Genomic DNA, 23,545 nt, shown 5'->3' with positions numbered 1-23,545 from the left:
ACTAATTATGTGGAACCCGTTTAAGCAACTCATGACACGTTTTAAAACCAATCGATTTGCAGTTGCGTTGCGAGCAGTGTTAGGCGCAGGGCAGCCCGGTTCCTGGAGTAGTGATCATCGTCAGGAATCGGAACAATACACTGGTTGGACTTTTGTGGCAGTCAGAGCGATTTGTCTGCAGGCCATGCAGGCTTCTGTATTTGTTTATGATGATTCGGTCAATGGATCAAAACAAAAACGAATGCAGCGGAGCATTCAGGAAGAATCAGGATATGGTCAGACGAAAAGTTTATATGCAGGAGAATACGGTGCTTCGGTCCCCCTTCCGAATGATCATAGCTTATGCAAAATATTAAAGCAGCCAAACCCTACTCAGTCGGGCGCTTCGTTTCGTTATGAACGCGTTTTACAGTTGCAACTGACGGGCACAAGTATCGTCTGGAATGTGCCCAATAAATTTGGCAAAACTGTCCAACGGTATGTGATTCCGACCGCAATTGCGACGCCGGTTCCACCAGCCGATGATTTGCCGGAAGGCGGCTATAAAATACAGGCTACATCATTGCGGCACTATTATGAAGCATCCGGTAGTATCTTTACAGATTCAGGGGCATTTCATCAGGTTGCCGGCAAAATTATTCCACTTGCTCAATTGCAAATTACACGTTGGCCACACCCAACCTATAAGGATGATGGGCAGTCGCCTGTCAGCGCTGGTGCCAGATGGATTGATTCAGCAAATCAGATCGATGCCGCGCGCTGGGCGCAGATGAATAATGGCGCTGACCCCTCTATCGTGGTGACTTGTGGGAAAGGCATGAATCCGACTAAGGAAGAGCTCGAAGCAGCAGCTGCCATGTTTGAACAGAAATATGGAGGAACGGAAAATACAGGGAAGGCGATCTTTACCACTGGAGAGCAGGTTGTCGCGCTGACGGCAACTCCCAGAGAGATGGCGTATAATGAGTCGTTTGTGCAATTCAGAGATGCTATTTTGGCGTTACATGGTGTGCCCGGAATTGCAGCCGGTATATCTGATGGAGGCAGCTATGCTGCTTTTTATGCGAGTCTGAAGCAGTTCATTTCGCTCACAGTACAGCCGATTTTGGATTTGCTAGCGGAAGATGATACCGAGCGCCTGGCGCCTCAGTTTGGCAATAATTTAACCGTGGAGATCGAAGCGACCCACATAGATGATCCTGATATACTTGAAAAACGTCTGGCAACCGATATCCAGGCGCAGATTATCAAAGTCGATGAATTGAGGGCAATTCGCGGACTACCTCCTCTGGGAGCCAGTCAAGGTGGCGATCAATTAGTCAGCCAGGAAAAGCAACCTCAACTCTCGCCCAACATACAGGAAAATGACGATGCCAGTCATCCTGTTTTCCCTGAGGGTAAAACGATGCTGGATTCCGCAATGCTGAACTCACGGAATCAACTGGCAGGTCATTCCAACGAATAAAGAATTTGCTAAGAAGTCAGCTTTTTATTTTCGAAACAGGTAATCAGATAGCTGACCAGGGAGCCACTTGCGATATTTACAGTGACTGCTGCGATGGGAATCCATTGAAAGCTAATCGGATCTAAGTCCGTTGGCTGGAAATTAGGGACAAAAATAGGTCCGGAGAATGCGATCAGGACGGCGGTTGTTGTTCCCAGTACTGTGCCGACCAAGACACCTGCGGGTCTGGCAAAGGGAACAAACAGAGCAAAAAAGAACAGGCAGAAAATCGGTGTGGTCAGCAGGTTTGCTGTTTTATTTGTGACGGCTGTAATATTCCCCGGTATGTTTCCCATGACAGAGCTTGTCATCACCACGATTGCACCAATGCCAAACGCGAGTAGCCTTGCAGAAAATATATGTCCTCTTTTCGTCTTGGGCTGGCGTTCAAAACGATCGAAGAAATCAGTCATCACGACAGCGGTGATAGAGTTCACTCCCGAGTCGATGCTTGACATGGCAGCAGCAAACATGGCTGAGACAACACAACCTGAAATCCCCACAGGCAGGTGGTAAGCGATATAATGCGGGAAGAATTTGTCAGCATCTTTTTTGAGGTCAATTCCCGCCGGGATTTCATTCGGAAATTCTTTGAAGTACCCCAGTAGCGCGAAGCCAACCATTGCGAGTGTCAATGATACAACAACAGAAACAGTCAATTGAATGGCCAGTGATTGACGGGCCGTTTTGGCATCTTTCGTTGACATAAATCGTTGTACGGAAACTTGATCACCACACGACGTGGCAACGTACCAGATTAAGATTGATAGAAATGTGCCTACATAAGTGACCCGTGTCGACGGATCAAAACTGAAAAATGGCTGTGTATCCCAACTTTCGTCCCACTGAGTTGGGAACCAGCTGAAGCCACCCAGATGGTAAGTGATGGTTGCGATGACCAGCAACGCGCCGCCGAACAAGAGGATCGTTTGGATTAAGTCGGTAATCACAACAGCCCGTAATCCTCCCAGGGATGTGTAAATGATAGCGACCAGGCCAGTTCCCATTACGATGTAGGGAATCCATTCTTCACCAACATTGAGCATCGTGGTAATCGCTTTGGCCGTTAGATAAACTAATAACGACATCCAGATTAATCGCAAGCAAATAAACATGATCGCCCCCATCAAGCGAATACCCAGGCCCAGTTTATCCTCTAGTAGTTCATAGGCACTGGTTACACGTTGTTTCATATAAACCGGCAGCATGACAAATCCGACGATGATAAAGATAAATGGCATCGCTAGATCTTTGACCAGATAGACTGGGCCTTTACCAAGAATTTCTCCCGGGGTCGAGAGATAGGTAATTGTGCTGAGCAGTGTGGCGAATAAAGAGACCCCAATCAAAATGGGGTTCATGTGGCCGCTTCCCACAAAGTATTCTGAGGTATCTTCTTGTCCCCTGCTGAAATACCAGCCCAAAAAAATTGTCGAGACGGCATAAAAGCCAATGATGACCCAATCCAGGGGGTGCAATCCGGTATTCAGAGGCAGCGGATCCGGAAGGGATTCTGCCGCTGAGAGGGGACGTTGCAGGAAGAAGATGCTCAACAGAGTCAGATAGAATCGTATCGATTTCAAAATACTGTTTCCTACTAAATTTACGCAGAGAATGACAATGGTTTGCCTTCCCTGTTGATTAGCGAGCAGAATTAACACCCAGTATGCTGATATCACGATTCGATTTCAATTCTGTAGTATCAAAGTACGTAGTAAATCAGATGTATCTCTACTATGCTTAATTCAATACCGCAGACCTGATCTCAGGGGGCGATCGAAAATTGTTCTATTCATAATTCAAGAAATAATAATGGCGATGTCGACGAACAAAAAAATCCACTTCAGTAAAAAAAGAACATGGAGCCACGATTTACCAATTAGTTTTCTGATGCAGCAAGGCGTAGAGAATCCGGGGGTTCTCTCCTTAGCTGCCGGGCTGGTTGACCAGAACAGTTTGCCGGCTGAGATCACAAAGCAGGCTTTTGATGATCTCTTTTCAGATCCCAAGACTGCGAAAGAGGCATTGCAATATGGAACAACTGCAGGATCATTGGCATTACGGTCACATTTGCTGAAACATTTATCCCGTCTTGAACAAAAATCCGCCGAAGAATTAGGGATCACTGTTGATAACATGATTGTTACCACAGGTTCTCAGCAGTACCTTTCATTACTGGGGGAAGTATTGCTTGATCCAGGTGATATCTGCCTGGTAGCAGCTCCAACCTATTTTGTCTTTCTCGGAGTTTTGCAGGGACTAGGTGCGCGAATCGTTTCTGTCGAAACGGATGAATTTGGAATGCGCATGGATTCACTTGAAGCAACTCTCGACATGCTGGAGGCAGAAGGGCAATTACATCGAGTTAAGATGATCTATCTTGTGAGTGATTATGAAAACCCGTCTGGTGTTTCTCTGGCGCTGGATCGTCGTAAACAGGTTGTGGAAATCGCACGATCCTGGTCCAGACAACAGCGTATTTTTGTTTTGGAGGATTTGGCGTATCGTGAACTATGCTACGATGGTCGAGTGGCTCCGAGTATCAGAAGTTTTGATACAACGGGAGAGACCGTGATTTTGACTCAGACTTTTTCGAAGAGTTTTTCACCGGGTTTAAGAGTGGGCTTTGGTGTTGCTCCGGATGAAGTTTGTGCAGCAATACGAGATAAGAAAGGAAATGATGATTTCGGTTCAACAAATTTGAGTCAGCATATTTTAGCCACGGCCTTTCGTGAAAATCTCTACTATGACCATGTGGAAAAATTAAAAACGGTTTATCGCGCGAAGCGGGATTGTATGCTACAAGCCGCCGATCTTCATTTTTCAAATATTCCTGACGTGCATTGGGTACATCCGAAGGGGGGGTTGTATGTCTGGATGACATTGCCTGAAAGAATCGAAACAGGGTTCAATAGCCCCTTGTTCCAGAAAGCAATTCACGAAGATAAGGTTATGTATGTCCCCGGCGAATTATGCTATGCCATCGATTCAGGACGAGGCGATACCGAACAGCCTCCCGTTCAAAAGAATCATATGCGGCTGACGTTTGGTGTACAAAACCTGGACGGGATTCAGGAGGGTATGAAGAGGCTCGCACACGCAGTCAAGTCCTTATTGTGAAATAGATTAGAGCTTGTTTGTTGAGACAGTGGGCATGGTAAATAGCTCCTGTGTTCGGAAATCGACTCAAGTGAGTTTGACGGTTGTGCCGATAAGGCAGGCAGGGTTTTGTGGTTTGTTTTTTGATAATAGCACTGATTGCTGTATTCAAATATGGTTCTGATATGAAATCACAAAACAATACCTCCAGGATTTCCTCTAAGAGCAAGAAAATTAATGGGCATTTGTGATTCCTGCCATTCTGGGTGTTGTCGATCTTTCGCAGTCCCGATTTCTGGTGCGGACATTCATCGCTTTACCCATCATGAGAATAAGGCGTTTTGGGATTTTGCCTGTCGCTGGGAAGATTCCGAAGGTTTGATTTCACGTAATCTTGCTCCGCATTTCTTTTTTGCTGATGATCCGACTGTTCCTTTTGTGGTTTGTTTAAAACACATACCGAGTGTCTCATTCCCGGGAACAACCAAGTGTCGCTTTCTGACAGAATGTGTACCAGATGAGGAACACCCTAAAGGATTAGGTCGCTGCAGTATTTATGGAAGTCGTCCGCATACCTGCCGTAGTTTCCCTGCGAAATTAAACGATTCCAATGAACTGGCAATTCTATACGAAATTCCCAGTAATGGTCGGAATGGGGAAGCAGCCTATGACTTATGTCCTCGGCAGTGGAATGCTTCCGATTTAGAACCAAATGATACGATTCAGAGTCTGGTGCTCGCCCAATATGAAATGACATATTTCAGCAAAATTGCAGCGATTTGGAATCAGACCCCGGGCGAATGGAATGATTTTCCGGAATTCATCGATATCGTCTATTCAAATCGAATCACTTCAGGACCTCAAAGTAATTCGGATACTGCTCAGGACTCGGAACCGGTTCGCAAAGCAGCCTGAGTATGTCTTTTGTTGCTGTCCCAATAAGCTTTTGTCCTGATTATCTCAGAGAAGCAATTTGAAACGATCAAATTGCTGAGTAACAAATACAGGCCTTGTATTTGGGCCAGCTATTCCAAGATCTGGTTTTTCTGTTTTGAGCCAGTATTCTCTTCTGCCTGCAATCATTTGTGCTTTTTTCAAAGTCAGGAAATCGGCACAATAATTCTCATCGGCAGGCTCTAACGACCGCTTTCAGTTAGAAATAAGTGAAGATCAAGAAGCTCTTCGGTCATAAAAAATCAAAAAACGGTTTTCTATCAGCTTGACCAGCAGGTCCCGAACCTTAAAACACTGCCCTGTCGCAAACATGATTTTGTTTCTTTCCGGGGCATACTGTGAATACAAAAACAATACCCAACTCGCTGCTGGCTGCTCTCAAACATCGGCAGAAAAAAATTGGCACTTTCTGCAGCATTGCTGGGGAGTCCTCTGATCTTTCTTTGACGTGTCAAACACAGCCTATGGTCGACGAGCAATTAATGTCGGCACGTGCAATTATCAATACCCCGCGTGAGGATCGTGAAGGGGATATTATCGTACCCCAGGGCGTCCAGCTTGAAAATTTCCGAAAGAACCCAGTCGTACTTTGGGAACACGGACTAGGGGAACTGACACGCCCGATTGCCAAGTGTCAACATCCCGATGGCCGCTTGGCATTAGAAGTGAAAGAAGCACATATTTCAGCAACTTCTTACTTCACGGAGAAATGTCTGGAGTCTGTGCAAATATTTCATCTCATTGCGGAAGGACTGGTAAGGGCAACATCAGTTCGGGCGGTTCCGATCAAATCATTTACTCGCAAAACATCGAATGATGGGGTTGGTATTGTTCTTGAGGAATGGGAACTAATTGAATGGTCTTGGGGGGCATTGGGAGTGAATCCTGATGCAATTGCGAGAACCATCGATCGAGGGACGATTGAAGGTCGCCAAATCATGGAGCCTCTTTTGAAATCGCTTAAAGCAGTTCTTCCTCCCAAAAATCAAACGCTGCCTGGCTGGACGCCCCCTGCAAAATACCAGTCACCGAAAAATACTCTCGAAATACCTACAGGTCGAATACATGACAAGGAAAAAATGGGCCGTCATATTCGTCACAAAAATAAATCCGTGAAAAAGAAAAAGGTGAAGCCGTCTGAAAGTAATGATGGAGACCAACTCAAAGCAATCAACAAAAATGGTTCCGTATCTGGTAACCCAGAATACCCCAGTGAATTGATCCCGTTGGGTGCACAAGTATTGAATTCCATTCGAGATTCAATACTGGACTTGGTGTCAGGTGTGAATTCCACAGCCATTGTGCTGGAAAACGAACACGTGAAATCCTATTTGAAAACGTTCCTGCAATCCCTTGAATCAGAACGTAACTCCTTAGAGAACTTATATGCACAGAACTATGCCCATTTGAACTGTCCTGTCGAAAATAAAGCTGACAATCATAGGAATGACTTCTTAAGTAAATTAGCGACTCAACCTGCAAAACCCTGTCCGGACTCCGGAACGATTAGCCATCAAGAAGACTCTGACCAGTACAGACATTTGAAATCATTGTCCCAGTCACAGAATTTAACCCTTCAGCAACGGCAGGTCGTAACGGAAATTTTAAAACATGTAGAACCTGTTCATCAAAGTCGGCCCACTTTCGATCAATCGAAACTTGAGCAGAATGTTGAAACGCTTTCTCAAGCAGTCGAAGAGTTACAGCAAAAATTGTCTGACCTTTTACCTGCCTGAAAAAAATGTGATCAAAAGCAAAACACGAAAGAAGAATGTCCAGAAATTCTGGGGAAATGATCGATTTGTCGAAAGACAAAAACTATTTGTAGAAAGGGCATTTTTATGTCTGAAACATTGGAAGAAAAAGTGAAGTCTCTCTCAGCAAACATTGAAAACCTGACGAAAAGTGTTGATCAGTTAAATGGTCCTGATATGAGTGGGATTCACCATGACTCGCAGGGACGGTTATCCAGTTACTGGGAAACAGATGAGAGCCAAACGAATCAAATCTCATTCAATAAATCCCATTCCAAAAGTTCTCGAAGTCTTCCTGCGGGCTATAAACCATTTTCTGAATTTCAATCGTTTGGTGAGTTTATTCGATGCGGTTTTAAAGACCGAAGCGAAGTCATCGCAAAGACTAAAAAATCATGGGGTATGTGTAAGGCAATCCAGGGAATGTCGGAAATTGTCGGCGCGGATGGTGGGATTGCCATCCTGCCGGAGTTTCATCAGGAAATCCTGACCCGCATTTACCAAAACGATATTTTCAGCCGGACAGATCACTATCAGGTCGCTGGAAATAATATGACATTTCCAACAGATTCAGAGACAAGTCGAGCAGATGGAGCACGAGCAGGAGGGCTGAGAGCTTACTGGGTAGGTGAAGGCGATCCTCTGACTGGCAACTCACCGAAGCTCGGAGAAACAACGCTCAAACTCAATAAACTGGCAGTCCTGGTTTACCTGACTGAGGAGCTGATAAATGATAATGGCATGGCTCTCGAATCATACGTCAATAAAAAAGTGACGGAAGAAATGGAGTTCATGTTAGGTGAATCCATCTTTAATGGGAATGGTGTCGGGAAACCCCTGGGCCTGATGCAATCGGCGGCACGTGTCACTGTTCCCAAGGAGGCCGGTCAAGCCGCCAATACGGTCGTTGCAGAAAATATTCTCAATATGTGGAGTCGGATGAAGGCCTCTTCGCGTATGAACGCAGCCTGGTTCATCAATCAGGATACGGAACCACAACTCCATCAGATGAGTTTAGGTGTGTCTACAGCCGGTGGTCAATTAGTTTACATGCCTCCATCCGGATTGTCTGGTGCTTCCTATGCAACTCTCATGGGACGCCCAGTGATTCCTACCGAGTTCAACGAAACTCTGGGAACTGAGGGAGATGTTCTGCTGGCTAGTCTGGATGATTACATCACGATCAGTAAAGGGGGAATCGAACAGGCTGAGTCGATGCATGTCGAGTTTCTGACTGATCAGTTAGCCCTGAGGTTTATTATGCGAATTGATGGCAAGCCTTGGGAGACTCAACCATTGACTCCCTATAAAGGAACAGCCACTCAATCCAGTTTTGTCACCCTGGGCACCCGGGCTTAGAGACTAATTCAAACAGAACGGATTTTGTGATCCTGAAATCCGTTCTCTAGATTCCAATTCTGTTTTTAAATCGAGAAGGAACTCATTTTATGTTCAATAAAGAATTCTTTGAAAGTCACGATATCATTCCTGCCTTCATGCCCGTCGATCTGTCAACGACTACTAATGCTGGGGACCGCATCAATCTTCAGAGCTACGACCGTTGCATATTTGTATTGATGGCTTCCATCGGGACAGCAGGTGACGATCCTGTGATTTCAGCACAACAGCACGATGCGGCTTCATCAGGTAATTCGAAGGCACTGGATTTCACGCGGATTCGACATAAAGTCGGCGCAACTGATATAGACGCCGTAGGCCAGTTTACTCTGCTGAAACAATCGGCGGCAGCTAGTTTAGATACCGCCACAATTGATGGGGCAGAAAACGAAATACTGATTGCCATCGAAGTCTTGGCAGAAAATTTAGATTCTGAGAATGGTTACACATTTGTTTCATTCAATGTGGCAGATGTCGGTGCGAATTCACAGGTCGGAGCAGGCTTTTACATTCTGCAGGGGGCTGATTACGTCAATGAAGTCAAGCAGTCTGCCCTTGCATAAAGATGAGTTAACTTTCGATTCAATTCTAAAATTGCTGGCTGGAATACATACGGATGAAATCAGAATTAAAACAAGTAGACAATAATTCGAAAATCGATTCCTTAGCAGAGCAGATCTTTATTCGTATGTGTGTCACAAGTCATCATGGTTTTGATGCAACGCACTACGTGAAAAAATCTTATGAATTGGCAAAGGTTTTTCATCAACACATGGATGTCCTAAAAAAGGCATCAAATTCAAAGAGCAACTCTGTAACAAAGAATGTGCCTGGGAACCAACCTCTTTAGCGAGTTCCTGACACGAACTTTAAAGCAGTCCAATGCTTTGTATGTGTAGAAAGTAAGATTCACAATGGCTTTGACAGACGCCGTAACAATCAAAACGCTTTTGGGTATCAGTGACACCTCACTGGATACGGTGCTGGCTGTATTGATTCCTCAGGCCGATTCGATCATCAAAGGGTATCTCCAACGGGAAATCGAACAAGCGACCTATACCGAGTATTACAGCGGCAGTGGCAACCAGGTGATTGTTCTCAACCAAACTCCGGTGCAGTCGATCACCTCAGTCAATGAGGACTCAGACGGTTACTTCGGGGATGGCACGGATGCTTTCCCCGCCACGTCGTTGTTGTTTGAGGGAACGGATTATGTGCTCCGAAAGGATGACGCCACCGCAACAGAGGTGAGTAAAAGCGGCATTCTATACCGGATCGGGAAAGCCTGGCCGCGTCCTTCTTCACGGTTACGCGGACAGCTGTCGAGTGCTCCCGGTTTGGGGTTGGGCAATCTCAAGGTCGTCTACGTTGCTGGATGGGCCACAGTGCCCGCTGACATTCAGTTCGCAGCAAATAAGCTGGTGACTTCCATGTTGGAATCTATCGATGCTGGCGGACGTTTAGAATCTGAATCCATTGAAGACTACTCATACACCCTTTCAGGTGCTGAAGCGGCAGGGAAATTCCTCGATTCTATCAAGGGCTCACTGTCTCGCTATAAGAGGGTAGTGATCTGATGGTATCCATACACCGATTGAACAGGCTGTATTTAATAATGCCGGGAACGGAACCGATCACAATCACGACAAAGCGGGGTGTGAATAACGACATGACCACGACACAGTCTGTCTCACATGCCTGGATACGGGATATCTCCCGGGATGACGTGGAGCGGGGGTTAGTTTCCTCAGCAACGGAGGGGATTATCTGGAACATTCCCAACGTCTTACTGGCTGGCAAAGAAATCGAGACAGGGGACACGATTACAGATTCGAACAGCGTGGTCTGGACGGTGATGTCTGTTTCTCGCGTCAGATTACGAACCCACTGGCGTTGTATCTGTCGGAGGGAAAAATGACCGCGATTCTGGAAACGATCCTGACGACCGTGAAAACGCAGATTGAGTCTTTGGCTTTGACTGATATCGTCGACGATTCGATCATCATTCAGAAAGTGCCCAGTACACAGAATTTTACCAGTGCCGACTTTCCGGCCATTTTGATTGCACCAGGAACACCAAAACATAACCCCACATTGGGAACGAATTTAAGAGATCAGATCGAATATCAGGTGGGTGTATTTATCGTCGATGCCGACGAGCAGAACCAGACTTTAAATCGGGATAAGTATCTCACCTGGTACCAAGAAATCACCAAGAAGTTCCGCACACCACGCTTGTCGGGTGTGGCTTCAGTCGTCAACAGTTATGTCACCCCCGGAGCGGTAGTCGATCCGAGTTGGTTTGAAGTGGGGGAGTATCACGCAGGGATGATCCTGTGGTTTGTTAGTTGGGAGTCGAGAACGTGACACATGAAATCGAAGTGAAAGATACGGAGTTCCTGAAGGTCTCCACAAATCAGTATGGCGGCTTGAGATTCAAAACGAAGAACGAGGCCGATGCCATTAAGATGTATGCCGAGCAGATCAGCACGGGCCGGAAATCATATACAGCGAAAGAAGTACGGGCGCTGTCCGGATTTAAAGTAACTACAGTCAAGGATGTGACGCGATGTCTAAAACCATCACCATCGAAGAACTCGGAGACTTCCTCACCGGAGTCGTCGACAGTTTAGAGAAGCCGCAGGCAGCGGGTGTGCTGGCTGAGTGGAATGACGAGCTTGCCGGGGATCTGGCCGAAAGCATTCTGAGCAGCAAAACCCCCGATGGTAAAGGCTGGGCACCATTAAAGTATCCGCGACCAAAGGGACATAATCAGGGAACACGGCCGTTAATTGATACCGGGGCTTTGATGAGAAGTGTTGTCTCCGATGGGACCGGACACATTGAAATCGTGACGCAAGACTCAACGACATTCGGCACCAGCATTGGTTACGCGGGTGTTCATCAGTTCGGATTGAAAAAGAAAAACATCCCGCCAAGACCCTTGATGGGTATTCCAGATAAAAGCTTAAACACAGCGGAAGAAATGCTGTCACACCACTTCATCACTGTTATTGATGCCATTTAATATAAAGGATTAAGTCATGACATTAGGAATCGGAACATTTACACGAGTGGCGATCGATTCAGCATTGCCTTTTGATACGAGTTCGATCCCGATTGAAATCGTTGGAGCTGAATCATTGGTTGAAACTCAAACGATTGACGAAACCGGTGGGACTACTGGGACCACAGAGCACATCTCTGAGCGAACCAGATTGGGGCAGAAACGCTGTTCAGGGACAATTCAAGTGCCTGCCAGTCGTTTGGCCCTCGACACGCTTCTCCCGTTGATTCTGGGGGCAGCAGAGAGTTCGAACGTATTTGCTCTTGCGGACACTCTCCCCGAGTTCGTCATGATGATCGACCGAGATGAGAAGGTCTATACTTACTCAGGTTGCCGGATTGCCCGCGCTACCTTCTCCGGGTCTTCCGGGCAAATGGTAATGATCGGACTCGACATTGAGGCCGAAACGGAAACGGAAGGAGATGCCGGTACATTCCCCGCGCTAGAAACGCCAACAGAAACGCCGTATCGGTTTGAAGATGGTGTGCTGACCTTGCAAAGTTCAACACGCGAGTTCAACGAATTCAGCCTGGTCATTGAGAACCAACTCGACACTGAGCGATTTGAGAACAACCTTACGCGAGTGGATATCCCGCTTCTTGATCGCATCATCACATTGGGTACCAATCACCCTTGGAGTACGGCCAACCTGGACCTGATCAAACAGGATTTAGCGGGGGCCGGTGGTTCTTTGGTACTGACAAATACTGAATTGAGCAGCAACGTTCTCACATTTACCCTCGGAGCAATTCAGTATCCGACGAAAACACCTGGTACGCAAAAGGCTCAGGTTACACGGTTACCTCTAGAAGGTATGGTTCGCAAAGTGGGAACTACAGCTAGTCTCGTTGTTACCAACGCCCATGCTTAATTAAAACTCAAAAATTTAACTTTAAATGGAGAAACAAAACGATGTCTCAGGCCAGAGCATTTATACCAGACGGCTACACACAGGATTGTCTAATTAATGAATTACCCGGTATTCACGAAGTTGTCCGTTTCAAGTTTCGGCCCGTTTTACCGGAGCCAATACGGGCTCTGATGCATAGCTATTTTGACAAATCGGCGAAACAGCAGGGGGATATCGTCAATCAAACACTCATACGCCAGTTAGTTGAATGGGATTTACGCGACCACGAGAGCGAATCGGTTGCTTTAACAGTTGAGAATCTGCAGCGTATCAAGAAGCCTCTGAAGGATCGCCTCTTCAATATCGTGACCTGTTACGAAGCGGGCGACGAAGCCGAGTCTGCGAAGGTAGAAGAGCAGGGAGACGCTCTAGACTTTGATAAAATTCTCTCTGGTGAAGCCGACAGCTCGGTCAAGTTTAGTCTGCAGGAACAAGATGCAAAAAACTAATAAACGGGGTAGGGTTGATCGTGCTCTATCCCCATTTCTGCAGCCGCGATTGTCAGCATTGCTTGAAATATGAGTACAACGAGCAGACCGGCGAAGCAGTTAAGTTTCACGGAAAACCAGTACCGCGTCATCCGAAAAATCCACCACTCTGCCAAACTCCTGCTGGATGCCCAAAAGGGGCACCAAACAAACTAAATACATTAAGCGTGAAAAACATGCAAGCTTATATCCATTACCTCGAATGTAAGGCGGTTGGCAACTTTCCAGATGACCCAATTGTCAGAATGAACGCGCGGCTAATCAAAAGTGTAATCGATCAGGCGGTTGAGAAAAAACGAATCGATGAGTTAATTACTCTAATGGGAGTTCGAAGTTAGGTCATGATAGCAGCAGCCGAAGCACAACGTAATATTGCGATCAATCTTACAATGATTGCTAATCCCGGAAATCAGGCAGTTGTACAAAAGGAAGTGAAGCAGATTCTGGCTGCGCAACAAACCATCACAAAGGCCGCGATAGAAGGAGCATCTCTTCGTTTGAATTCAATCCTTGATGAGCTTAAAAAAGGCAATCAGGCTTTTCAAGAATTTGTCAAATCGACAGAAGCAGCAGAGAAGAAACGAGTTAAGCAAGTCAAGAAGTCGAATAAAGAGATTGTGGATTCCGTCGACACGATGTCAAAAAAGTTGGAAGCTGCAATTATAGGGAGCACTAAGAAGTATGAAAAATTACAAAAAAAACAAATTAAACAATCGAAAAAGAATAATAAAGCTCTTGTAGCCACCATCGAAGACATGGCAAAAAAGACAGAATCCATTTTGGAAAAAATGGAGAAAAAAATTACTGAGATTACCGAAAAAGAGTCGCAAAAAAGGAAGAAGAAACGAGAAAAAGAGACGGGTCATGTTAAAAAACTGGAAAAACTGAATCGGACTAAAATCGATTCATACCGCAAGGCAACTGAGGCTGGTTTAGGTGCTTTGCAGGGGACGATGGACCTTGCCGAAGGTCTGGCAAATATGGGACTGATCAGTGAAGAAAGCTTCAAGGAGTTCGAACAAGGCTTTCAGAAAGTTGAAGCGGGATTTAAAGCTCTAAAAGGCTTTACCGAACTGGTCTGGAAGGGACGTGAGGCTCTGGTTGCAATGAGTGCGGCAACCAAGGCACAAGCCGCTTCGAATGCGTTACTCTCAAATAGCAATTATCGTACTGCTGCTTCTCAAACAGTAATGAAAACGGCAGCGGGGGCTGCTGGAGTAGGCGGTAGCGGTGCCGCAGGACTGGGCGCGGTTGGTGTGGCCGGAACAGGCATAACCGTAGGGAGTGCGGCTGCTGCCGCTGGAGTCGCTGCAGGTATTGCTGCTGCTGGATTGGTTGCGTTTGAAGGGTTTCAGGCTTTACGGCGCGGTATCTTCGGGGCTAGTGATTCTACCGAAAGTTTCGTTGGCGCAATCATGTCGTATCGTGAAGCCGCCAAAGAGGCAGAAGAGTCAACGAAGCAACTCGAAAAAGCATATAATCGACGGCGAGAGCAGGAAGAACAACTGGCAATACGAAGCCAGGTAGACTCGAGACAATTCGCAGGCCGGCAGACTGCACGAGGTTCGACGGCATTAGTTCGCCAAGTCGAGTTTGAGATCAGCGGTAATAATCGTGACTCAATCAAGGCTGTTAACGAGCAGCGAGAACAGGCAATCATCGCCGTTCGTGAAGCAGAGGAAGAGTACCAAGCTGTATTGATTAGGAATCAGGAGCTTTTCAAGCTTGGTCAACCGCAAGACGAGGCGGCCAGAGTGCGCACTGCCAAGAATCTGGAGGATGCTGGACAACGTCTATTGGCCAAAGACCGTCAACGCCTGCAGGTGTTGCGCGATCAGAAGCAAAATGCAGAAGATCAATTAAAAACGATTGACCAACAACAGAAGTCCAAGGAAGCTCAGATTGGTGAATTGAGCAGACCCAGGCGGAAGCGTTTCGAAGAATTAACGGAGAAGTATAACCAGGTTGGTCCGCAGGGTATGTCAGGCGTTGAAGTACGCCAGTTAAAGAGGTTTGGCCCTCTCGGTAGCAAAATGGTTACCGAGATACTAGCACACAAAGGGAGAGAGGCTGGTGGCGTAGAATTACTGCGAAAATCAGGGAATCTTGAAGCTGAAGACAAGGCGAGACAAAAGAATCAGGACACCATCAACCGAACCAATGACGCTGAAATGAAATCGGCTGTTGATAACACAAGGGCAAGCGCAAAGCAGCAGAAGGTGGCTCGGGCTGGACGAATCGAGGCAGAAGAGCGGTCCGCGGCTGCACAAAATGGAAAGTCACTCCGTGCAAAAATAAAAACGGATAGAGATAATGCAGAGCCTGAAACCACAATTTTTAATGAACTATTCAATAAGCCATCACGAAACATCCCTAAAGAGATTTACAATAGTGGATTAGCCCCACGAGTAGCAGAAGCGACAGTTTCTCCGCTGCTGTTTATTAATCGATTAATTTCAGACCGCATTGGACAGTCGATTAGTGGTGGCGAGGATCAACCACAACTAGACCTGCAAGGATCAATATTCAGACAAAACAACCCCGAGCGTCCTGCGGTCAATAATCAGAACGGAAATCGAAACCCCCAACGCGCCGCAGGTGAAGCCGTAGACACCATAACCAAAGAGTCCATTGAAGTCACGCAATCACTCAAGGTGGTACTTGATGCGGTCGCAGCGAACCTTGCTAAAATGCGTGAGGCGATGGATAACCACGAATTAGTGAAGGGGAGTTACAACAAATGATCTTCTCCTACGGCAATTACCAGCACGCCGAAAACGAAGTCACCGTCAACATCAATATGCGTGGTTTAGAGAACCAGACTGGCTACGTATACGGCGTAGCTGAGACGTGGGTGATTACCGGGATCTTACAGGCCGACTCGCTTGCAGCTCTGTTGGCAAAACAGTCGGCTCTTCAATCAGCCTATCAGCTTCAGGATCAGAACGTACTTTGGCGATCTGGGAGCGATGTAGTTTACCAGATCCAATCCAGCCAGACCCTCTATGGCGTGCGAGTGGTGAACCCTCCCAGCTTTGCCCAAGGCGCAGCTCCAGGGGAACTGGTCAACCGCAGGCAGTATCAAATCACACTCGAAGCGGCGTACCTCTTTGATATCGCAGCGGGAGGAACCATTGCCGATCCATATATTTTGGATTACGAGCAGTCGCTTTCGTTTACCGGAAATGGGGGTCCGACATTCGGCCATCTGCCAACGATTACAGGTTTGCATCAAAAGCAAATTCTAACAGAGTCAAGCATCGTCACATGCCAGCAGTCCGGCAGTAAGGTGAGTTTAAACGCTTACGCAATACCAGACCCACCGCTTGAGCATTTGGCAGATTATGAGAAGCAGGATCGCCGAGTTTTCCGGCAAGGCAATCCCCGCAGAATCAATAACTATGTGATCGAATACCCGATCTTCTGGACATACACATTCGAACGGAATCAACCGTTCCCAACGGCTACATAAAGGAGTAGAGTCATGGCTTCACATATTTGGATCGGGGGAGCCCCCGAAGTCCCACAAGTAGACTCAGTCACTATTCCAGAAGACGTGGATGAGGGGCAGATCTTCACGGCGTCAATTGGGTTTAAAAATTTGACTTACGTTTTCCCTGCAGGCCCGACTAGGCTGAGTGTCTCAGAGGAAATTGTGGCGATGTGGAACGCTTCTCTGATTCCAGAGTTTGCGGAAATCGTGGCATCCCTCGGGTTAGATATAGAGGGTAATCCCGATGGAACAGTTAAATTGACTGCAAGAACTGCTGGCAAGCCGTTTATTGTTACTTTCGTTTTGGGTGCTGGAACAAACGAAATTCAAACAGTCACGCTTGGAAATGCTCCAAGCGGTGGAACGTTTACGTTGACCTATGCTGGTCAGACGACTGGAAACATCGCGTACAATGCCAGTGCAGCAACCGTCGATTCTGCATTGGAGACGCTGTCAAATATCGGATCGGGGGACGTCACAGTTACAGGTTCCGACGGAGGACCATGGACTGTCGAATTCACCGGAGCCCTGGCCGCAGCTAATGTCGCTGATCTTACCGCAGATGCATCAGGTCTGACAGGAACCAATGAACAACAGGCTGTCACACTTAACTCAGCGACTGGTGGAACATTCACGTTGATCTATGCTGGTCAGACGACTGGAAACATCGCATACAATGCCAGTGCCGCAACAGTCGAAACCGCATTAGAGGCGCTGTCGAATATCGGATCGGGCAATGTATCCGTCGCTGGTTCTGATGGCGGTCCTTATACGATCACATTTATAGGCACGCTCGGATCAACCAATGTGAACCTGATTACTCTGAATGGAACAAACCTGACAGGAACAGTTGCCGCTTCTATTTCAGAGACAACATCAGGTGCAGGCGGCGCGAGTGAGATCTGGCATCTGAGCATGTATAATCAAAGTTGCCTTTCCGGATCAGCGCGAATAGGAGGAAGCGTTAACGTAACGTCTGGAGCGTTTACGATTCAACTACAGGCCGGTTCTAATACTGTAATGCAGACGGGGCCGATCGCATTCGACGCGACTCCTCAGGAAGTGATGGATGCATTTGAGGCGACTGATTTTGGCAAAGCTGTCGGTGGGGAGTATCCTCTTTGTTTCGCAGTTAGTCATCAGGAGTCATTGGGCTCGGGGAATTTATCAGATGGCAATGATTATCTTCTATGGTGGCATCCAGTAGTGGGGGGGGCATTATCAGGTTACACCTTAACTATTGACAGCACGTCTCTGGTGGGTGGGGTCTACGCTGAGTCCGGGGTGGGAGGCTTGGGAGGACTTACTGAAGCTGAGCCAACTCTATTCACTTCATTCTACATTAATGTCAGCGGTGAGGAGACGGGAGACATTCCGCACAATGCTTCGGCGGCTACAATCCAGGCATCACTTGAATCGCTCAGCAATGTCGGTGTCGGAAATGTGACTGTCACAACCTCAAGCCCAAATCCGCTCGATACATACGACCCGTTTGTATTGAGAATTGCATTCGTTGGTGATCTGGCCAATCAAGACACCGGACTGGTGATCAACATCGCAACACATAATACTGGAATCGGAGGAATTGAAGAAGACGAGTTTTACACCACTATAGGCAACGCCGGAACGGCAGAAGTTCAAGAACTGTCGATCACAGGATCACCATCATCAGGAACATTCAGCTTGACCTATGCTGGCCAGTCGACGGGGAATATCGCGTACAATGCAGATGCCGCAGCTGTGCAGTCCGCACTAGAGGCATTAAGCACGATAGGGGCAGGTAACGTTATCTGTTCTGGTGGAGCACTGCCGGATACACCGATTGTGATTACATTTGCTGGCGAGCTGTCAGGTGTCGACCTGGATGATATTGAAACTCCAGACGGAGTCGTGCTTGAGACTGTTCAGGGCAGTAATACGCCGAGCGTCGGGATTGCGACATTACAGGAGCCGCTTGACTTTTCAACGGTTACAGTCAGTGAAGGTCCGAATCACTGGGATACTTCAGAGAATTGGAACCTGAATACTCTGCCGGTTAACGGTGATACGGTTTATATCAGCGACACCGACACCAGTATTTTGTACGGTCTCGACCAGAGCGCGGTAACTCTGGCAGCCCTGCACGTCGAACAAACATTCTCTGGCACAATCGGGCTACCTCGTCTCAATTCATCTAGAGCGACTTCGTACTTCGAGTATCGGGACAATTATTTACAAATCGGTGTTACAAATCTGTTCATAGGAGATAAAGAGGGTGACGGATCGGATCGTATCAAAATCGATTTCGGATCTGTTCAGATGACTTCCCTGATTACTGATTCAGGTGATGGACCTGATGGAAACACCCCGGCGATTCTCTTGCTCGGAACGCACGCAAATAACGTGATCAATATTAACCGTGGATCGTTGGGTTTGGCTTACTACCCCACGGAAGTTTCAACGATCGCTACGTTACGTCAAGCGTTCTTTGATGACTCCGCGGATGACACGAATGTTTATCTTGGGTCTGGTGTGACAATCACCGACATTGTCAAGACTGGGGGCGTTCTTGATATCAATTCAGCAACAACCACATTCAAACAGACGGCCGGAACAACCACGGTTCATTCCGGGGCACATGCCGCACTCAATATTCTGGCCGGTCTGCTGAATTACAATTCTACGGGCGCACTGACTGTCGCGAATATCTCTGGCGATACCGTCCTGGTATTTGATCAGGACGCACGACCCAAAACTGTTACGAAGATTAACAAGTACACGGATGACTCAGAAATCTATGACGTATCAGGTAGTATCGTGAACCCCATTATTGACCTGCATAAATGCGGCGATCTGAGCACGCTCAATATGGGTCAAGACTTCAAAGTAACAATCGGAGCCACAACGTAATGCCAGTTGCAAACACTACGGATTATGAGAGTGTTGGGTCCGTCATTTATCCGGGGATCAAGCAGATTGTGAGCGCATCTTATTCGCGTTCGCATGGAATCACTCCGGATGTCTGCCAGATTGAAATGGCTCCGCAAACACTGGATGCCAAAGATTCTGACTATGTTCCCATCGAGCCGGACGGGTATTTACTGTTTCGCTTCGACACTGCCAAGACGGTGACGGACGGGAATGGCATCAGTTCCACAACCAATAAGCGAGTCGAAATCCTGATGCAGAGCTGTCGTCCTGACAAAGCGTCTGTGAGACGTTCTGCGACTTCGATTAATTGGACGATACCCATTTACGACAGGCGTTGGAAATGGAAATTCGGCTCGTTCTCAGGTCACTGGAATATCAAGAAAAACGGAGTGATTGAAAAACGTAAAGAGAAAACGCCTCGTGAACTAGCCGACATGTGCCTCGATGCCATGCGGGAAACCAACTACGAGACTAAAGCCCTTGACCAATTGGAGAAGCTCAAGAAGTTACCCTACCGTAAACAGGTTCGTCCTGAAGTCCACTGGGATCGCATTCCCCCAGCACAGGCATTGAACGAGTTGGTGACGCCTCTGGGGTACCGTGTGTGTCTGGGATGGGATGAAGTCGTACGAATCGAGAAATTCGGCGAAGGTGCATTTCTCCCGACCTCAGACCTGATGTCAGGAGGCTTTGACGCGCAACTCCCAGAGAGTCCCGACTCAATTACAGTACTGGGTGGGATCACGATGCATGAAGCCATGTGGGAACTGGAAGCAGTGGGGCTCGATCTGGACGGGGACTGGCGACCGATCGACTATTTAAGCTATGCACCTCGGTATAAGGGGGAAGTGGACTGGAGAAGAACACAGCCAGGCGTATTCGACGAGCTGAAACAACGATTGGAAGATGTCGAGGATAATCTGAAGCCAAAAACAGACCTGGAATACCGTAAACTCAATGAGCAACATGGGCTTGCCACGAGCACCGTTTATCGCTGCTACAGGCTAAAGTATCCGGTGGGCACAGATGAGGGATTCAGCAATAGAACAAAGGTTGACACACTGGGAAAGTTATTAGGTCTCGCCGTGGATTTTGGTGCTCGTCGTGGTGATTCGGGATACGATAAGCTTGCAGCCGATTACGAGGAAGCCCGACGTGAGCTGTTTAAGAAAGCGGAACCGGTGATACCAGGTCCCCAAATAAAGAACCCGCGCACAGGCAGGTTGGGTGATTACAAGCTTGAAGGGTTTGAACAGGTTCTCCCTTGCTTTGAAACCCGTGCGGAACTCGCCATCGACTCCTACACTGGTAAGTTGATTCGTAAGCCAGTGGAAGTGACAGGTATCTATTTTGATGATAATAAAGCCTGGAACGTCGATAGACCGGACACGAAGAAGATTGACGGAACCAAAGTCTCAGTCATGCCTGAATTGGGAATCATCCGATTCAGTGAGCCGATCTTTAAATACCAAAAAGGCAAGATAAATATAGATGGCGAGACGAAGATACAGGAACTTACTTACCCTGCAGACTTGCGGGTTTTGATTGCAACGCCTCTCAAGAATCTAGCCGGAGAACCAGCTCGCTATGAGCATCGAGAAGAACTGTCTCCGAAATACCGCACGAAACCGGCAAAGCTCCCCAGTGGCCTGCAGGGGAACCCGCGTAAGCAGCCAAGAGGAACTGATACCAAAGTCATAATCAAAAAAGAAATTGTTCAGGCGTACCAGGCACAGTATGAGACCAAGAAGAATCCACAAGGGAAGGTAGAGACAAAGCTGGTTAAGGTTGTTGATAATGCTGACACAGAAGAGTTGGAGAAACAGGCTCTTTCCGCGATCGATGTTGAGAATATCAAAATCTTTACCAAAGACTCTGGCTCAGGGGTCTATGCAGGATTAAAGAAAATCGACCTTGACGGCGCGATTCAACAAGTGGCAATCACGCGAACCACATCCGGTGGGATGACCACCACGATTGCCCGCAATACGGAAGTGAACATCTATGTTCCGGACTTCGACGAACGGCAAAGAAATATTGCATTGAAAGAGATGATCAAAAATCACAATGAAACCGTTGATAAAACCGAACAAGTAGAGCCGAAGGACAAGTAATGTTGAATCCAGCAATCGAAAGCCCCGGTGAGTGGTTTAGCTGCCTCAATGTCGGCGATTACTATGAAGACGAAGATGATCGTCGTAAGGATAAGGAATTGGTGATTCCGGGGTTCTCGATCGTAGAAATCGTCGGTATTCGGAAGATTAACGATGATCACTTCGTGCATGAAATCAGGCTAAATCGCCAGCGCACGAACTCAGGGTACGAAGTGGATTCTAGCACAGTCGGATCAAGTTCAAATCAAGCCTTCACAGGACCTGGTGACTTATTAATAAACCATAAAGGGCGGATTAAATTCAGCCCTGCAATGTGCCGGTTTACCGGGAACGAATCTGATACAGATAAGATCTATGGTCGCTACAAAGCACCCGAGCGAAACAGCGGAAAATATACTCCTGCAGAGTACGACGAATTCGAGTATCAAGAAAGGATCTTTGGTGCGGGCGTTCGCGCGCAGTTGCTCGGCTCTCCGGATGGCTCACTAAAACTGCCTTCGACGGAAGACGATTCTGATCAGCAATTCATTTCTGGTTGGGACGTGCTGGGCGTTTACAAATACAACACCGGCGAGAAAACGAACGGGAAAAAAGACGACGACGACAAAACAAAAAACTTGCTTGTGATGGTGTCGCCAGCGGTATCAGCTCCACCAGCCAGCGTGGTGTTTCTGACGAAAGAAGCCATAACAAACCAGGCATTCGAAACTGGGTCAGTCGCTGTGGACTTACTGGAATATGTGAATCCCCGGTCTGCGAATTGGAACCACAAGTTTCTGCTGGAATTCTCTGGCGTTTTTGGTCATGAATTCGCATTCGAAATCCGCGACGGCTCCGGTACGTTCGTCGGTCCATTTTTGATTTCATCAGACGGAACTGATATTCAGGCAGCGCTGGAATCATTGTCATGGGTCGGTAAAGGGAACGTGACGGTCCGCACTCCAGGTCAGCGGACAGGTCGATTCATCATTGAGTTTATTGGAGATCTCGCTGGGATTCGAGTAAACGGACTGTACTGGCAGAGAATAATAGAGATCGGCACTCCCCCCGCAAACCTGCTCGGCGGTGTTCCAGAGGTTCCACCAATCACATTGGTCGAGATTGTTGAATACGACTACCGAATCAAACCGGGTACACATCGCGTTCAGATTACACCAGCGTCGAGGCCGATGTCGCATTACCAGAGATGGTACGGCACTGGCTACGGCGGGTACGGGTACGGTTATAACTACGCCTACGGTTACTATGGTGGCGGTGACTACGGTTATTATGGCGGCTGGGGCGGTGGACCGTTGGGGTATTACGGTGGGAATTACTACAACGGCTACGGCTATTTCGACCAGTATAACAATGGTTATTATGGTCCGAATGGATATAATTCCGGTTTTTTTGCAGGTCCATTCGAATACGACATGGACGGGAACCATATCGGACCACAACCGAACGTATTAGATAGTCAAGGGAACCGGATTCCAAACACGAACGCTTACAACTCATCGGGTTACAATGAAGCTGGGTTCGACAAAGACGGGTACGATCCAGCGGGATTTAATTCTAACGGTTTAAACGCCGATGGTGACACATGGGCCTACTATGGCGTGTGGGGGCATCTCCACTCAGGGAATGCAAGTCACGACCTTGACCACCAGAATGATCATGGAATTGTAAACAATCGCGTTGGAAACGTTTTTCAGCATACAGCTGCAGGATCGTTTGGTATCGCGAACTGGGTTGACGGCGGCGGGTATGTCGTTACCGAATTAGAACAGAGGGAATTCTGGATGGATGTAACAGAGGGCAACGTCTCCAGAGTGACGACTTACTAGATTTCAAAAGGCTATAAAATGCAACGCG

General features: G+C 47.4%; 19 protein-coding genes. 18 read left to right on the top strand and 1 reads right to left on the bottom strand.

Annotation, left to right across the window (positions count from 1 at the left end; genetic code table 11):
• Nucleotides 1-7: 7 nt before the first annotated feature.
• Entirely contained in the window at nt 8-1,465 is a 1,458-nt protein-coding gene (locus tag AAC022_RS08600; protein WP_339730110.1) for a phage portal protein, read from the top strand.
• 8 nt (nt 1,466-1,473) lie between these two features.
• Here the strand turns inward: AAC022_RS08600 and AAC022_RS08595 are convergent, their stop codons facing one another.
• The gene (locus AAC022_RS08595; protein WP_339730108.1) at nt 1,474-3,087 is read right to left on the bottom strand and encodes a sodium/solute symporter; all 1,614 of its coding nucleotides are present in this window, start codon (nt 3,085-3,087) and stop codon (nt 1,474-1,476) included.
• Between the two features lie 235 nt (nt 3,088-3,322).
• On the opposite strand from AAC022_RS08595, the gene AAC022_RS08590 reads away from it, so the two are divergent.
• The 17 genes from AAC022_RS08590 (at nt 3,323) to AAC022_RS08510 (ending at nt 23,517) form a co-directional block, all read left to right on the top strand.
• Complete coding sequence (locus AAC022_RS08590; RefSeq protein ID WP_339730107.1) at nt 3,323-4,624, top strand: PLP-dependent aminotransferase family protein; 1,302 nt, start codon at nt 3,323-3,325, stop codon at nt 4,622-4,624.
• Nucleotides 4,625-4,840: 216 nt separating this feature from the next.
• On the top strand, nt 4,841-5,518 hold the full coding sequence (locus AAC022_RS08585) for a YkgJ family cysteine cluster protein (RefSeq protein WP_339730105.1): 678 nt from the start codon (nt 4,841-4,843) through the stop codon (nt 5,516-5,518).
• 377 nt (nt 5,519-5,895) lie between these two features.
• A complete protein-coding gene (locus tag AAC022_RS08580) occupies nt 5,896-7,293 on the top strand; it encodes a hypothetical protein (protein ID WP_339730103.1) in 1,398 nt (465 codons plus the stop codon).
• Nucleotides 7,294-7,398: 105 nt separating this feature from the next.
• Entirely contained in the window at nt 7,399-8,670 is a 1,272-nt protein-coding gene (locus AAC022_RS08575; RefSeq protein WP_339730102.1) for a phage major capsid protein, read from the top strand.
• Nucleotides 8,671-8,759: 89 nt separating this feature from the next.
• A complete protein-coding gene (locus AAC022_RS08570; RefSeq protein ID WP_339730100.1) occupies nt 8,760-9,272 on the top strand; it encodes a hypothetical protein in 513 nt (170 codons plus the stop codon).
• 53 nt (nt 9,273-9,325) lie between these two features.
• A complete protein-coding gene (locus AAC022_RS08565; RefSeq protein ID WP_339730098.1) occupies nt 9,326-9,559 on the top strand; it encodes a hypothetical protein in 234 nt (77 codons plus the stop codon).
• Between the two features lie 64 nt (nt 9,560-9,623).
• Entirely contained in the window at nt 9,624-10,286 is a 663-nt protein-coding gene (locus tag AAC022_RS08560) for a phage head-tail connector protein (RefSeq protein ID WP_339730097.1), read from the top strand.
• 38 nt (nt 10,287-10,324) lie between these two features.
• Nucleotides 10,325-10,627 carry a hypothetical protein gene (locus AAC022_RS08555; RefSeq protein ID WP_339730096.1) on the top strand — a complete coding sequence of 101 codons (303 nt, stop codon included), beginning with the start codon at nt 10,325-10,327 and terminating at the stop codon, nt 10,625-10,627.
• The gene (locus AAC022_RS08550) at nt 10,624-11,076 is read left to right on the top strand and encodes a hypothetical protein (RefSeq protein WP_339730095.1); all 453 of its coding nucleotides are present in this window, start codon (nt 10,624-10,626) and stop codon (nt 11,074-11,076) included. The genes AAC022_RS08555 and AAC022_RS08550 overlap by 4 nt, the downstream gene beginning before the upstream one ends.
• Nucleotides 11,077-11,278: 202 nt before the next feature.
• A complete protein-coding gene (locus AAC022_RS08545) occupies nt 11,279-11,737 on the top strand; it encodes a phage virion morphogenesis protein (protein WP_339730094.1) in 459 nt (152 codons plus the stop codon).
• A 16-nt stretch (nt 11,738-11,753) separates the two neighbouring features.
• Entirely contained in the window at nt 11,754-12,647 is an 894-nt protein-coding gene (locus AAC022_RS08540; RefSeq protein WP_339730093.1) for a phage tail tube protein, read from the top strand.
• Between the two features lie 41 nt (nt 12,648-12,688).
• Nucleotides 12,689-13,135: a hypothetical protein gene (locus tag AAC022_RS08535; protein ID WP_339730091.1), complete on the top strand. Its 447-nt coding sequence runs from the start codon at nt 12,689-12,691 to the stop codon at nt 13,133-13,135.
• Nucleotides 13,136-13,515: 380 nt separating this feature from the next.
• Nucleotides 13,516-15,918, top strand: coding sequence for a hypothetical protein (locus AAC022_RS08530; protein WP_339730090.1), 2,403 nt, complete (start codon nt 13,516-13,518; stop codon nt 15,916-15,918).
• Nucleotides 15,915-16,646 carry a hypothetical protein gene (locus AAC022_RS08525; protein ID WP_339730089.1) on the top strand — a complete coding sequence of 244 codons (732 nt, stop codon included), beginning with the start codon at nt 15,915-15,917 and terminating at the stop codon, nt 16,644-16,646. The genes AAC022_RS08530 and AAC022_RS08525 overlap by 4 nt, the downstream gene beginning before the upstream one ends.
• Before the next feature lie 12 nt (nt 16,647-16,658).
• Nucleotides 16,659-19,556 (top strand): hypothetical protein, encoded by a 2,898-nt coding sequence (locus AAC022_RS08520; RefSeq protein ID WP_339730088.1) that lies wholly within the window; start codon nt 16,659-16,661, stop codon nt 19,554-19,556.
• Nucleotides 19,556-21,691 (top strand): hypothetical protein, encoded by a 2,136-nt coding sequence (locus AAC022_RS08515; RefSeq protein ID WP_339730087.1) that lies wholly within the window; start codon nt 19,556-19,558, stop codon nt 21,689-21,691. Before AAC022_RS08520 ends, AAC022_RS08515 begins: the two co-directional genes overlap by 1 nt.
• Nucleotides 21,691-23,517, top strand: coding sequence for a hypothetical protein (locus AAC022_RS08510; protein ID WP_339730086.1), 1,827 nt, complete (start codon nt 21,691-21,693; stop codon nt 23,515-23,517). Before AAC022_RS08515 ends, AAC022_RS08510 begins: the two co-directional genes overlap by 1 nt.
• Nucleotides 23,518-23,545: the final 28 nt, after the last annotated feature.

This window comes from uncultured Gimesia sp., assembly GCF_963976445.1.
In the GTDB taxonomy this organism is placed as follows: Bacteria; Planctomycetota; Planctomycetia; order Planctomycetales; family Planctomycetaceae; genus Gimesia.
This window is presented reverse-complemented; position numbering and strand designations above follow the sequence as displayed.